At 67.6% G+C, this 13,228-nt stretch carries 13 protein-coding genes; 3 read left to right on the top strand and 10 right to left on the bottom strand.

What is annotated here, in order from left to right:
- Window positions 1–6 precede the first annotated feature (6 nt).
- Entirely contained in the window at window positions 7–747 is a 741-nt protein-coding gene (locus IPU70_RS15735; RefSeq protein ID WP_207468549.1) for an SDR family oxidoreductase, read from the top strand.
- 88 nt (window positions 748–835) lie between these two features.
- Here IPU70_RS15735 and IPU70_RS15730 read toward each other — a convergent pair whose 3' ends face one another.
- The 3 genes from IPU70_RS15730 to IPU70_RS15720 are packed head-to-tail and all read right to left on the bottom strand — an operon-like array spanning window position 836 to window position 3,590.
- Window positions 836–1,804 carry a tripartite tricarboxylate transporter substrate binding protein gene (locus tag IPU70_RS15730; protein WP_207468548.1) on the bottom strand — a complete coding sequence of 323 codons (969 nt, stop codon included), beginning with the start codon at window positions 1,802–1,804 and terminating at the stop codon, window positions 836–838.
- 57 nt (window positions 1,805–1,861) lie between these two features.
- Complete coding sequence (locus tag IPU70_RS15725) at window positions 1,862–2,563, bottom strand: RraA family protein (protein WP_207468546.1); 702 nt, start codon at window positions 2,561–2,563, stop codon at window positions 1,862–1,864.
- Between the two features lie 19 nt (window positions 2,564–2,582).
- Complete coding sequence (locus IPU70_RS15720; protein ID WP_371818956.1) at window positions 2,583–3,590, bottom strand: hydroxyacid dehydrogenase; 1,008 nt, start codon at window positions 3,588–3,590, stop codon at window positions 2,583–2,585.
- Window positions 3,591–3,706: 116 nt separating this feature from the next.
- Between IPU70_RS15720 and IPU70_RS15715 the strand changes: the two genes are divergently transcribed.
- Entirely contained in the window at window positions 3,707–4,618 is a 912-nt protein-coding gene (locus IPU70_RS15715) for a LysR family transcriptional regulator (protein WP_207468544.1), read from the top strand.
- A gap of 13 nt (window positions 4,619–4,631) precedes the next feature.
- On the opposite strand, the gene IPU70_RS15710 is transcribed toward IPU70_RS15715, so the two are convergent.
- Window positions 4,632–5,597 carry a tripartite tricarboxylate transporter substrate binding protein gene (locus tag IPU70_RS15710; protein WP_207468543.1) on the bottom strand — a complete coding sequence of 322 codons (966 nt, stop codon included), beginning with the start codon at window positions 5,595–5,597 and terminating at the stop codon, window positions 4,632–4,634.
- A gap of 41 nt (window positions 5,598–5,638) precedes the next feature.
- Window positions 5,639–6,970 carry an arylsulfatase gene (locus IPU70_RS15705; protein WP_207468542.1) on the bottom strand — a complete coding sequence of 444 codons (1,332 nt, stop codon included), beginning with the start codon at window positions 6,968–6,970 and terminating at the stop codon, window positions 5,639–5,641.
- Between the two features lie 94 nt (window positions 6,971–7,064).
- Here IPU70_RS15705 and IPU70_RS15700 point away from each other — a divergent pair, with 94 nt between their 5' ends.
- The gene (locus tag IPU70_RS15700; protein ID WP_242702526.1) at window positions 7,065–7,967 is read left to right on the top strand and encodes a LysR family transcriptional regulator; all 903 of its coding nucleotides are present in this window, start codon (window positions 7,065–7,067) and stop codon (window positions 7,965–7,967) included.
- Here the strand turns inward: IPU70_RS15700 and IPU70_RS15695 are convergent.
- From IPU70_RS15695 to IPU70_RS15675, 5 genes are all read right to left on the bottom strand, one after another.
- Entirely contained in the window at window positions 7,964–8,674 is a 711-nt protein-coding gene (locus IPU70_RS15695; RefSeq protein WP_207468541.1) for an SDR family NAD(P)-dependent oxidoreductase, read from the bottom strand. The two genes, IPU70_RS15700 and IPU70_RS15695, sit on opposite strands and share 4 nt — an antisense overlap.
- Window positions 8,675–8,704: 30 nt before the next feature.
- Window positions 8,705–9,742: a histone deacetylase family protein gene (locus IPU70_RS15690; RefSeq protein WP_207468540.1), complete on the bottom strand. Its 1,038-nt coding sequence runs from the start codon at window positions 9,740–9,742 to the stop codon at window positions 8,705–8,707.
- A gap of 61 nt (window positions 9,743–9,803) precedes the next feature.
- Entirely contained in the window at window positions 9,804–11,402 is a 1,599-nt protein-coding gene (locus IPU70_RS15685; protein WP_207468539.1) for an ABC transporter ATP-binding protein, read from the bottom strand.
- A 2-nt stretch (window positions 11,403–11,404) separates the two neighbouring features.
- Window positions 11,405–12,244, bottom strand: coding sequence for an ABC transporter permease (locus tag IPU70_RS15680; protein WP_207468538.1), 840 nt, complete (start codon window positions 12,242–12,244; stop codon window positions 11,405–11,407).
- On the bottom strand, window positions 12,241–13,218 hold the full coding sequence (locus IPU70_RS15675; RefSeq protein WP_088155783.1) for an ABC transporter permease: 978 nt from the start codon (window positions 13,216–13,218) through the stop codon (window positions 12,241–12,243). Before IPU70_RS15675 ends, IPU70_RS15680 begins: the two co-directional genes overlap by 4 nt.
- Window positions 13,219–13,228 lie beyond the last annotated feature (10 nt).

Below are 13,228 nucleotides of genomic sequence, written 5' to 3'. Positions count from 1 at the left end.
AAGTACATGGCTTTGCGCATTGCTTACGTCACCAGCGGAATGGGCCACACGGGCACCGCGATCTGCCAGGCGCTGCAACTTGCGGGACACCGCGTGGTGGCGGGCTGCGGGCCGCGCTCCTCGCGCAAGGAGCACTGGCTGAAGGAACAGAAGTCCCTGGGCTACGACTTCATCGCGTCCGAGGGCGACGCCACGGATTGGGTCTCGACCGAGGCGGCCTTCGCCAAGGTGCGGCGCGAAGTCGGCGAGATCGACGTGCTGGTCAACAATGCCGGCGCCATGCTGGACATGCGGTTCCGCCAGATGAGCCACGCGGACTGGTCGGCGGTGCTGCGCAGCAATCTGGATACGCTGTTCAACACCACCAAGCAGGTGGTCGACAGCATGGCCGACCGGGGCTGGGGCCGCATCATCAACATCGGCTCCGTCGCGGCGGAGAAAGGCCAGATCGGCCAGATCAACTACGCCACGGCCAAGGGCGCCGTCATCGGTTTCACCCGCTCGCTGGCCCAGGAAGTCGCGGCGCGCGGCGTGACCGTCAACCTGGCGTCGCCGGGCTTCATCGCCGACGATACCGTGAAGGCGTTTCCGCCGGCCCTGCTGGACCGCATCATCGAAAGCGTGCCGGTGGGCCGTCTCGGCACGGCCAAGGATCTGGCGGGGCTGTGCGCCTGGCTGGCATCGGACGAGGCGGCGTTCGTGACGGGGGCGAACTACGCGATCAATGGCGGCGTGTATATGAGTTGAGGGCGGGGCAGCGAGCCTGACAAGGCGAGATACTCAGGCGAACTGTTCAGGATAGGACAAGCCGGCGGATGCCGGCTTGCCGTCCGATTCAATCGATCCTGATATTGGCTTCGCGAATCAATTTTCCCCACTTCGCGTGTTCGTCGCGGATGAGTTTTTGAAAGGCTTGCGGCGTGCCTGGCGTGGGAACATTGCCTTCGGCGACCAGCCGTTCCTGCACATCAGGTTGTGCCAGGATGTGCACGAGTTCCCGGTTGATGGCCTGGACCAATTCCGGGGGCAGCTTCGCCGGACCTACCAGGCCCAGCCATGTCGTGGCTTCGAAGCCGGGATGGCCCTGTTCGGCCACAGTGGGCACGTCGGGCAGCGCCTTGAGGCGCTGCGCGGACGTCACTGCCAGCGCGCGGATCTTGCCTGTCTGCAATTGCGACATGACCGATGCGCTGCTGCCGATATAGGTATCCACTTGATTGCCCAGCAGATCGTTCATGGCTGGGCCCGCGCCCTTGTAGGGCACCTGCAGCACTTTGATCTTGGCGCTGCGCACCAGCATTTCGCCGGCCAGATGGCCCACGGTGCCCATGCCGGCCTGGGCCAAGGTGTACTTGCCCGGATGTAGCCCAGCTTGCTTGACGAAGTCAGCCAGCGTCCTGAACGGGGAATCGTCGCGCACCACCAGCACGACGGGCTGAGCGCACACTTCGCCGATCGCCTGGAAATCCGTCAGCGAATCGAACAGCATCTTTGAGTACAGCGCGGGGTTGATCGCCAGATTGGAAGTCTGGGCCATGCCCAGCGTATAGCCGTCCGCTGGGGCCTTGGCCACGGCATCCAGCCCGATGTTGCCCGCCGCGCCTGGACGATTGTCCACGATGACGTTCCACTTCTTCAGGGTGGTCAGTTTCTCGGCCAGCAGTCGGGATACGGTGTCGGTGCCGCCGCCGGGCGGAAACGGCACGATCAGCCGTACGGCTTGCTGAGGCCAGCCGGCTTGCGCCAGGGCGGCGGGGGTGGCCAGCGCCAGCAGGCTTGCCTGCAGGAATTGACGTCGTTGCATGGATGTCTCCTCTTGGGTTCTGGTTTTATGTTCCGTCCTCGACACGGGACGTTTGGCTCAGATCGGCAGTCCCTTGGCGCGCAGGACTGCGTCGAAGCGTTCAGGATCCGACGTGCCGCTGCGATTGCCGGCACGGATGACTTCCTCCCTGTCCAGGTGCGCCAGGGTCCTGGCCAACACGCCGGCGGCATCCGCGGCGGAGATGGCGATGACGCCGTCGGCGTCTCCCACGATCAGGTCGCCGGGCAGCACGGCCAGTCCGGCGCAACTGATGGGCACATTGATTTCGCCGGGACCGTCCTTGCTCGGGCCCCGGTGCGTGTGGCCCTTCGCATATATCGGCATGCCGTCTTCGGCCCATTCGGTCAGGTCGCGCACTGCGCCGTCGATCACCAGCCCGGCCAGTTTCCTGGCCAGGCAGGTGGTGCGCATCAGGCCGCCCACCAGCGCCTGCGTCAGGTCGCCGCCGCCATCGATCACCAGCACGTCGCCGGGCTGCGCCATCATCAGCGCCTTGTGGATCATCAGGTTGTCGCCGGGGCGCACCCGCACGGTGAGGGCGGGGCCGCACATCGTGGTGTCGAGGCGGGCATGGTATTGGCGCAGGCCCACCGTGCCCACGTTGCGGCTCATGGCGTCGCCGATGGCGGCCACGGGCAGTCCCAGGAATGCGGCGACGACGGCGGGGTCGGCGCCTTCGGCGCGCGGATTGATGCGATAGCCGGGCGGCCAGTTCTTGGTGCTTGCTTCTACGGTCATGCTTCAGGAGTCCATGTCGTCAGAGGGGATGGGAAGGGGTTGCCAGAACCTGTGGATTGACACAGGCGCCGGAATCCGCGGGCCGTCCCTGCAGCCAGCCCAGGACATTGCGGGCGGCGCCCGCCGCCATGGCATCCAGGGCGGCCGGAGTGGAGCCGCCGACATGCGGCGTGAGCACCACGTTGGGCAGCGCCAGCAGCGGGCTGTCCGCGGGCAGAGGCTCCACCGTCATCGTGTCCAGGCCGGCGCCGCGCAGTCGTCCGGCGGATAGCGCGCCGATCAAGGCGGCTTCGTCCACAACTTCGCCGCGCGCCGTGTTGATGAGGATCGCGCCGCGTGGCAGCAGGGCCAGTCGTTCGGCATTGATCAGCCCGCGGGTATGCGGATTGAGCGGCACGTGCAGGCTGAGCACGTCGCTTTGCGCCAGCATGGCGTCCAGATCCTCCCAGCACTGGACGCCCGCGACGGGACTGGCGCCGCCACGCAACGCAGGATCGTGGGCGTGCACGATCATGCCCAGGGCCTGGCATACCCGCGCAACGCGCTGGCCGACCTGGCCGAAACCCACCAGTCCCAGCCGGCGGCCGCTCAGTTCCAGGCCGTCCTGGGTGCGGGACCAGCGGCCAGCCTTGATTTCGGCATCCATCCACGACAGGCGGCGGGCAACGGCGAACAACAGGCCCAGCGTCAGTTCCGCGACGGATTGCGCATTGGCTCCTGGCGTCATGTAGACGGGAATGCCGCGCGCGGTGGCCGCGGCTACGTCGATGTTGCTGACGCCCACGCCGTGCTTGGAGATCACCTTCAGCGTGGAACAGGAGCCGATGGCGCTGGCAGTCAGATCGACCGTTCTTGAAATAACGGCATCCACCGGTTCCCGCGCCAGGATGCGCGCGACATCTTCGGCGGTTCCCAGGGCGGGCAGATACAGCACTCGGGCGCCCGACTGTGCAAGCAGTTCGGCGCCGGCGGGAGCCAGCTTGGGTGCGGTGACCAGTACGGTGTGCGGCTGCGAGGCGAAGGCCACGGTTGTCTCCATGATTTTTGGAGCATTGTGGATTTCGCCAATTGATTCCGTCTACTTTAAAATTTTCATCAAACGAATCGTTTTATTGATCAATTTGCCTTGCGGAGATCTGCCTCATGGACCTGCGCGACCTGAAGTACTTCGTCGCCATCGCTCAGCACGCCAGCACCCGGCGCGCGGCGGAAGTCGTGCACCGCAGCCAACCCACGCTGACCAAGGCGGTGGACCGTCTGGAGGCCTCGCTGGGCGCGCGCCTGTTCGAGAAGGACGGCCGCGGCCAGCGCCTGAGCGCGGCGGGCGCGGCGCTGCTGGCGCGGGCCAGGCCGCTGCTGGGCGCGGCCGAGGCGGCGCGGGCGGAAGTCGCCGCGCTGGGCAGCGGAACGGCGGGTCTGGTGCGGCTGGGCAGCGGCCCGTTGGGAGCGGAGTATCTGCTGCCCACCATTTCGCGCCTGTTGCTGGAAGAGGCGCCGGACGTCCGCCTGCAACTCGCCATCCGCATGAATTACGAGTTGCGCGTCGAGTTGCGCGATGGAGGCTTGGACCTGATCCTGGGTTTCGTGCCCGAGCAGGAGAGCGAGTTCGCCTGCGACACCTTGCTCAGGGACATGGTTGTTGTTGCGGCGGAGCGCAGCCATCCCATTTTCGGCCAACAGCCTGTCGATCTTGAAACCCTGGGCCGCTACCGCTGGGCGCTGCCCAACGCTTCGGTGGCCAGCCGCGGCTGGCTGGACCAGGTGTTCGCGTCTCGCGGGCTGCCGCCGCTGATGGTGCAGATCGAGACCAATTCGATTCCCTTGATTCCGCGCGTTATCGCGGACACGCATTTGCTGAGCTTTGTTTCGCGCAGGACGATCCGGGCCAGCCGCGGCCAGTTGCGGGAGATTCCGTTGGCCGCTACGACACTGCAGCGGAACTTCGGCCTGACCTATCTGAAGGACCTGCCGCTGTCGCCGGCCGCCGGCCGTCTGCTGGCGCTGCTGCACCGGCACGGCAAGAGCTTGTTCGAATCCGAGGAGGCGGCGCGCTAGTGCGCCGCCGCGCTCAATTCGCCAGCTTCACCGCCCCGCTATCAATCAGTTTCTGCCACTTGGCGCTGTCCGCCTGGATGAATGACTGCAATTCATCCCGCGAACCGCCGCCGGCGATCATGCCGGCATTTTCCAGGGCCGCCTTGAACTCCGGCGTGGCCACGGCGGCGCGTAGCGCGGCGTTGACCTGATCCAGCTGCGCGGCCGGGATGTCCTTGCTGGCCGCGACCGAGAACCATTGGGTGGCGGCGTAACCCTTGAAGCCGGTTTCTTCCACGGTTGGCACGTCGGGCAGGCTGTCCAGGCGGTAGGGCGTGGTGACGGCGTAGGCCTTGAGTACGCCAGCCTTGATCTGGGGCATGACCGGGGCCGAGCCCAGGATGGCCAGGGGGATCTGGCCGCCGGCCACGTCGGCCACCGCCTGGCCGCCGCCCTTGTAGGGCACGTGCACGATGCGGGTGCCGGCGTACTGGTTGAGCAGTTCGCCAGCCAGGTTTTGCGAGGTGCCGTTGCCTGAGCTGCCGTAGCTCCAGGCCTCGGGCCGCTGGCGGGCATCGGCCAGCACGTCCTGCAAGGACGGCTTGGCGTCCTTGGCGGGGCCGACGATGACCATGGGGCCTTGGGCCATCAGGATCACGGGCGCCAGCTCGCGGCCGATTTCGGGCTGGGGCGTGGGGTAGATCAACGGACCGGGTACGGTCAGCAGGTAGCCGTCGCTGGCCTTGCTGCGCGCCACCAGCTGTAGCGCGATGGCGCCTGCGGCGCCGGGGCGGTTTTCGACGATGACGTTCAGGCCGCTGCGCCGGGCCAGTTCCTGGGCGGCGATGCGGGTCAGTACGTCGGCGGTGCCGCCCGGCACGAAGCCGATCACCCAGGTGATCTGCTTGCCGGGCCATTCCAGCTTGGCGTCCGCCGCGCTGGCGGTGGCGGTCAGCGCGGCGCCCAGCAGCAGCGCGCAGCAGCGGATAGCGAATTTCATGTGTTCCCCTTGATGTTCTTTTGCTCAGGCCGCCGCGCGTTTCAGCTCGGGTCCGGCTTGCCGGGCGGCGTATTCGGATGCGCGGCGCAGGACTGGTTGAAGGACTGCACCATTTTCAGGATAGGCCCCAGCACCCAGGTATTGAAGATGAGGATGTCGCTTTCTTCCTTGGGGTCCTGCTTCAGGTTGAACAGGTACGGCGACTCCAGTTTGCCCTTGCCTTCGTTGACCTCGGGCTCCCAATAGAAATGCAGCTTCCAGTCGCGCCATTTGACTGCGCGCAGGTCGTTCTTGATATAGAACAGGAAGCCCTCGCGCGCCGACGCCGGGCAGGCGCCGGTGAAGAAGTCGGTCTGGTCGATGCCGTCGATGGGCCGGTCTTGCGGAATGGATGCGCCGCCGATGCGCGACAGCGTGGTGTACAGGTCGGTGACGTGCACGATCTCGTTGGAGACCTGGCCCGGCTGCACCTTGCCCGGCCAGCGGATCATGAAGGGCACGCGCAGGCTGCCTTCCATGGCGGTGTGGTAGGTACCCGTCCAGGGGCCGGCGGTGCCGCGGTAAGGCTTGCGGAATTCCGGGCCGTTGTCGCTGCAAAAGATGAACACGGTGTCGTCGCGCAGATTCAGCTCGTCCACCGCCTGCACGATCTGGCCGACGCGGTGGTCCATTTCCACCATGGAGTCGGCGAAGTCGCCGGCGCCGGTGCGGCCCGCGAAGTCCGGATGCGGCAGGGTGGGAAAATGCAGATGCACCAGCGGCAGGTACAGGAAGAAGGGGCGCCCGGCCGCGGCATGCTTGCGCATGAAGCCGACGGAGCGCTCGACCAGTTCGGCGTCGATGCCGCGGCGGGTCTCCAGATCGTAGACCTTGATGTTTTCCGAAGGCGCGCCAGCCTGGCCCTGCATGATGTGCGGAATGTCGGCGACCGAGGGGTCGAAACCGATGGATGAGGTGAACTGGCTTTCGTCGGTGGTGCGCGGAATGCCGTACCACTCGTCGAAGCCGCGGTCGGACGGATAGCGGCCGGGGATGTCGCCCAGGTGCCACTTGCCGTAGTGCGCCGTGGCGTAGCCCTGGCCCGACAATTGCTGGGCCAGGGTGATTTCGTCGCGCGCCAATCCTTGCGGCAGGCCCGGAGGCACGGATTGCAGGCAGCCGGTGCGGATGGGGTGGCGGCCGCTCATCAGCGCGGAGCGCGTAGGCACGCAATCGCTTTCCACGTTGAAGTTCTGCAGCAGCAGCCCTTCGGCGGCCAGCCGGTCGATATTGGGCGTGGGCGCGCCGCGCAGGGCGCCGCCGCCGTAGCAGCCCAGCTCGCCCCATCCCAGGTTGTCGGCCACGATCAATACGATATTGGGCTTCTTGTCCACGCGCTGCGCCTCCTGTCGGTCCTCGGGTTTATCCAGGGATTCTAGGAGCGCGGGCTCGGCTTAATATTCCTGAAGCTGAGTTTATGCATAACCAATGATTATGAATCTGTCGCTACGTGACATCGAATATTTCCTGGCCGTGGTGGAGCACGGCAACCTGGACCGCGCGGCTGCCGCCTGCGGCGTCAGCCAGCCGGCGCTGTCGAAATCATTGCAACGGCTGGAAGCCGACACCGGACTGGCCTTGCTGGACCGCGGCGGGCGCGGCCTGCGGCTGACTTCGGCGGGCCTGGCGTTCCGCGAACATGCGCAGCGGCTGTGGGCGGAATACCGCGACGCCGTGCGCAATGCGATGGAGTTGCGCCTGGGCGAGGCCGGGCTGCTGCGCATCGGCGCCACCGGCGCCACGGTCGACAGCGTGGTGATACCGGCGCTGCGCCGCCTGCTGCCGCGCCGGCCAGCGCTACGGGTGCAGCTGACGCAAGGGCAGTCGGACGATCTCAATGAGCAGGTCGCGGGCGGCAAGCTGGACCTGGCGGTGACGCCGATCTATGCCGACGTGCCGGGTTCGCTGCACCAGGAACCGATCCGCGAGGACGGCCTGTGCGTGGCTGCCAGCCGCAAGCATCCGCTGGCCTCGCGGCGCAAGCTGGCGCTGCGCGACCTGACCGGCCAGCGCTGGATCCTGCCCATGCAGGGCTCGGTGGCGCGCCAGGCGTTGGAGGCCCGCTATGCCGAAGCGGGACTGGCGCCGCCGTCGGCGGCGCTGGAAGTGCAGCATTTTTCAGGGGGCGCGCTGGCATTGCTGGCCGGCTCCGACCTGCTGGCGCTGATGCCGCACAGCGCGTTGGCCCCGGATATCGCCGAGCTGCCGGTGGCGCTGGGCCGGCCCCTGCGGCGCAGCATGGCGCTGGTCACGCGCCACGGCGCCACCTGGTCGCCGCTGATGCAGGAGTTCCGCGCCGTGGTGCTGGAGGCTGCGGGCCAGGATGCTTAGTACTCCGATTCCACCTGCCAGCTGATGGGGATCTCGGCCACGCTGGCGCTGGGCGGCAGTTCCAGCACCAGCCGGGCCATGCGGGCGATGTCTTCGGGCTGGGTCAGGCGGGTCTTGATTTCCGCAGGTACGCCATCCGCCATGTCGGTGGCCACGAAACCCGGGCAGATGGCGGTGCAGCGTATCTGGTGAGGATCGCCGCAGTGGCGGATGCCATGGGCCAGCGCTAGCACGGCGAATTTGCTCATGGCGTAGAGCGTGCCCTCGGGCGCCCGGACCCGCTTGCCGGCCAGCGAGGCCATGACCAGCACTTTGCCCGCGCCCGATGCGATCAGATGCGGCCAGGCCTTGCGCGTCAGGCGCATGGGCGATTTGACGTTGACGGCGAAGAGCCGGTCGAATTCATCGTCCGTGGCCTCGACGACCGGGGTTTTGCTGAGGATGCCGGCGTTGTGGATCAGCGCGTCGATACGGCCAAAGCGCGCCATGGCGGATTCGATCCAGGCGTCCTCGCTGGCGGGGTCCTCGGCGTCGAAGCGGGCGCGGTGCACCTGCGCGGAAGGAAAGCCGTCGAAGGCTTCGGTGGCGCTGCGGGTGCCGGCGCTGATGCACCAGCCGTTGGCCAGCAGTTCGCGGGCGATGGCCAGGCCTATGCCGCGGCTGGCGCCGCTGATCAGCGCGACGCGGGGTGTGGATGAGGATTGCATGGGATTCCAGGTCTGTGGCGATCGGCGGGCCTAGCGGGCATGGCCCAGGTAGCCTTCCAGCATTGAGCGGGTGTTGGCGCGCAGGGCGTCGATGGCGTAGCCGCCTTCCTGCACGAACAGCGTGGGCAGGCCTAGTTGCGCGATGCGCCTGCCCAGCAGGGCGTAGTCGGGCGTGTCCAGGCTGAGGTTGCCGAAGGCGTCGCCGCGGAAGGTGTCGTAGCCGGTGGCGACCACCAGCGCGCGCGGCTTGAATTGTTCGATGCGCTCCAGGGCGGGCTCGAAGGCTCTGAGATAGCCGGCGATTTCGGTGCCCGCCGCCAGCGGCAGGTTCAGGTTGTAGCCCTCGCCCGCGTCCTTGCCGGTTTCATCGCCGTAGCCGCTGCAGAAGGGATAGAGGCTGGCGGGATCGCCATGGATCGAGACGGTCAGCACGTCGTCGCGGCCATAGAAGATCTGCTGCGTGCCGTTGCCGTGATGCACGTCGATGTCCAGGATCGCGACGCGGCCCCATTGCCCGGCCAGGCGTTGCGCGGCCAGCGCGGTATTGGCCAGCAGGCAGCCGCCCATGCCCATGTCAGCCATGGCGTGGTGGCCGCTGGGCCGCACCAGCGCGTACACGCTGGACGAGCCGTCCAGCACGGCCTGGGCGGCAGCCACCGCCGTTTCGGCGCTGGCGTAGACGTTGCGCCAGGTGTCCTCGACGATGGGCGTGGCGCCATCGGCCAGGTAGCGGCCGGCCATGGCTACTGGCGTGGTGGCGCGCATGTCGGGGTAGTGGCGGTTGGGCCAGATATTGGGGCGTACCTCGAACGAGGCGTCGGGCGCCTTGCGCCATTCGGCCCAGGCGCTTTGCAGATAGGCCAGGTAGCCGGGCGTGTGGATCTGCGTCAGCTCCGGCACGCCTTGGGCCAGCGGCCCGACGGTCTGGCAATCCAGCCCGAGGTCGCGCAGCGCCGCTTCGATCTCGCGGCCGCGGCCGCGCGCGTCGTGGTGCGGCTTGAGGAGGCCGCGGACCAGGGCGTTGCCGGTCCAGTCGGCGTCGTGCAGGGGGGAAAGCAGGGCCTTCATCGTTGGGATTCCTGGATAGCCGGGGGGATGAACGGGAAGAGGGCGGCGTTGGGCATCGGGTCTATTTCCACTGGCGGCCGGGTACTGCGTCGATCAGCTGCCGCGTGTAGGGATGCGACGGCGCCTGCAGCACCTGCGCGGCCGGGCCTTGCTCGACGATGGCGCCTTGCTGCAGCACCACGATGCGGTCGCAGAGCTGAGCCGCCACGCGCAGGTCGTGGGTGATGAACAGCATCGACAGATGCAATTTGTCCTTCAGTTCCTTCAGCAGCGTCAGCACCTGGTCCTGCACCGACACATCCAGCGCCGATACCGGCTCGTCGGCGATGATGAGCTCGGGCTGGGCCGCGATGGCGCGCGCCAGGCCCAGCCGCTGGCGCTGTCCGCCCGAGAATTCATGCGGATAGCGGTCCAGCGCCGAGGCGTCCAGCCGCACCAGTTCCATCAGTTCGCGCGCGCGCCGCAACGCCTGTTCGCGCGGCACGCCTTGCGCGACCAGTCCGCTGGTCAGGATGGTGGAAACGCGGTGGCGCGGGTTGAGCGAACCGTAGGGGTCCTGGAACACCATCTGCACCGAGCGGCGCACGGCGACGTCGTCGAAGGCGCCGCGCGCGGTGAGGTCGGCGTCCTTCAGGCGCACCGAGCCGCCGTCGGCGCCGATGAGGCCGGCGATGATGCGGCCTATGGTCGATTTGCCCGATCCGGATTCGCCCACCAGCCCGACGGTCTCGCCGCGGGCGATCTCGAAGCTGACCTCGCGCACCGCCGGGAACTGGCGCGCCGGCTTGAACAGGCCGCCCTTGCGTACATAGGTCTTGCGCAGCCCGCTCACGGACAGCAGCGCCTGGGCCGCGACCGGGGCCGCCGGCGGAGGCACGGACGAGGGCACCGCGGCCAGCAGGCGGCGGGTGTAATCGGCCTGGGGGTGGTTGAGCACCTGCGCGGCGGCGCCCGTCTCGACCACGCGGCCATCCTTCATGACCACGATGCGGTCGGCGATTTCCGAGACCACGCCGAAGTCATGGGTGATGAACAGCACGCCCAGGTTCTTGCGTTTCTGGATGTCCTGCAGCACCTCCAGGATCTGGGCCTGGGTGGTCACGTCCAACGCCGTGGTCGGTTCGTCGGCGATCAGGATCTCGGGCTCCAGCGCCAGCGCCATGGCGATCATGACACGCTGGCGCTGGCCGCCGGACAGTTGGAAGGGATAGGAGTCCGCGATGCGGCGGTGGTCGTCCAGGCCCACCGACACCAGCAGCGCGGCCAGGCGTTCGGCGTTCTGCGCGGCATCGGATGCGCCATGCTCGCGCAGCATCTCGACGATCTGGTCGCCGCAGCGCATCAGCGGGTTCAGGGCGCTGAGCGGCTCCTGGAACACCATGGCAATGCGCTTGCCGCGGATCTTGCGCAGCGCGCCCAGGCTGAGGCCGGTCAGCGCCTGGCCGTCCAGCCGTATCGCGCCTCTACTGACGTTCACGCCGCGCGGCAGCAGGCTCAGCACGGCGTGGGCCAGCGTGGATTTGCCCGAGCCGGATTCGCCCACCACGCAGACGATTTCGCCCGGCGCGATGTCCAGGCTGACGCCTTCGACCGCGTAGGGCCGGTCGGCGCCGGCGGGCAGCTTGATGGACAGGTCTTCGATCTGGAGCAAGCCGTTCACGGTTATTGTCCCTTGCGGTGCAGACGCGGGTTGAGCGCGTCGTTCAGGCCTTCGCCCACCAGGTTGATGGCCAGTACGGTCAGGAAGATGGCCATGCCGGGGAACAGGCACATCCACCACGCCAGGCGCAGCAGCGAGCGCGACGCGCCCACCATATAGCCCCAGCTCATCAGGTTGGGATCGCCCAGGCCCAGGAAGCTGATGGCGCTTTCCAGCAGGATGGCGTTGGCCACCATCAGCGAAGCCATCACGATCAACGGCGACAGGCAGTTGGGCAGGATCTCGGCGAGGACGATGCGCAGGTTCGACAGGCCCTGCACCCGCGCGGCCTCGACGAATTCGCTGGACTTCACGCGCATGAATTCGGCCCGCACCAGCCGCGCCACCGGCGGCCAGCTCACCAGCCCCACCGCCGCGATCACCGAGGCGAAGGAGGGCTGGAATATGGCCACCAGCACGATGGCGAAGAAGAAGCTGGGGATGGTCTGGAAGATCTCGGTCAGGCGCATCAGGACTTCGTCGCTGCGCCCGCCCAGGAAGCCGGCGGGGATGCCCACGGCCAGGCCGATCACCAGCGCCACGGCGGTGGCGACGCAGCCCACCAGCAGCGAGGCGCGCGCGCCGTGCACGATGCCGGAGGCAATGTCGCGTCCCAGCGAGTCCGAGCCCAGCCACACGCCGGACTCCTGCAGCGGCTTGAGAAAGGGCGCGACCGACGGGTCCCAGGGATTTTCCGGATAGAGGCCGTTGGCGCCCAGCGCCATCAGCACGATCAGGCACAGCACCAGCAGGCCCGCGACGGCGCCGACGTTCTTGGCAAAGCGTTTGGACAGGCCTTTCATGCAGCACTCCGCATACGGGGGTCGATCAGCAGGTACATCAGGTCGGTGATGAGGTTGAAGGCCACCACCATCAGCGAAGTGCAGAAGAACACGCCCAGCAGCACCTGGTAGTCGCGCTGCATCAGCGCGTCGAAGGCGAGGCGGCCGATGCCGGGCCAGGCGAACACCGTCTCCACCAGCACCGACCCGCCGATCAGCTGCCCGGCCTGGATGCCGGCCAGGGTGATGACAGGCAGCACCGCGTTGCGCAGCTGGTGCACCCAGACCACGCGGGCGGGCGACAGGCCCTTGGCCCAGGCGGTCTTGACGAAGTCGGCGGTCTGCACCTCGTTCATCGAGGCCCGCGTCATGCGGGCATACAGCGCGAGGTTGAACGCCGCCAGGGTAAGCACTGGCAGCACCGCGTGGTGGGCGATGTCCAGCGCGCGCGCCAGGCCGCTCTTGCCGGAGCCCATGGCCTCCAGCCCGAAGGGCGGAAACCAGCCCAGTTGCACCGAGAACAGCAGCACCAGCATCAGCCCCACCCAGAAGATGGGCGTGGCGTAGAAGGCGAGCGATCCCGCGGTGATGGCGGAATCCTTCCAGGTGCCGCGGTACTTGCTCGCCAGTACCCCCAGCAGCACGCCGCCCAGCAGCGACAGCAGGAACGCGGGGATCGCCAGCACCAGCGTGGCGGGCAGGCGGTCCGCGATCAGGTCCCACACCGGTTGTTGCTGGCGGTAGCTGAAGCCCAGGTTCAGCGTCGCCATGGAACCCAGGTAGCCGGCCAACTGCACCGGCAGCGGCTTGTCCAGGTTGAACTCCTTGCGCAACTGGTCGATGTACTGCTGGTCGGAGGCGCCCGCCTCGCCGGCGAGGACGCTGACGGGATCGCCCGGCGCCATCCGCACCAGCATGAAGTTGATGACCGCCACGGCCAGCAGCACCGTGATGGACTTGATCAGGACGGACGCGACCGCCAGCAGGGGCTTCATGGCCAGCCTC

Source organism: Achromobacter sp. SD115 (genome assembly GCF_017355315.1).
Classification (GTDB): domain Bacteria; phylum Pseudomonadota; class Gammaproteobacteria; order Burkholderiales; family Burkholderiaceae_B; genus Achromobacter; species Achromobacter xylosoxidans_B.
This window is presented reverse-complemented; position numbering and strand designations above follow the sequence as displayed.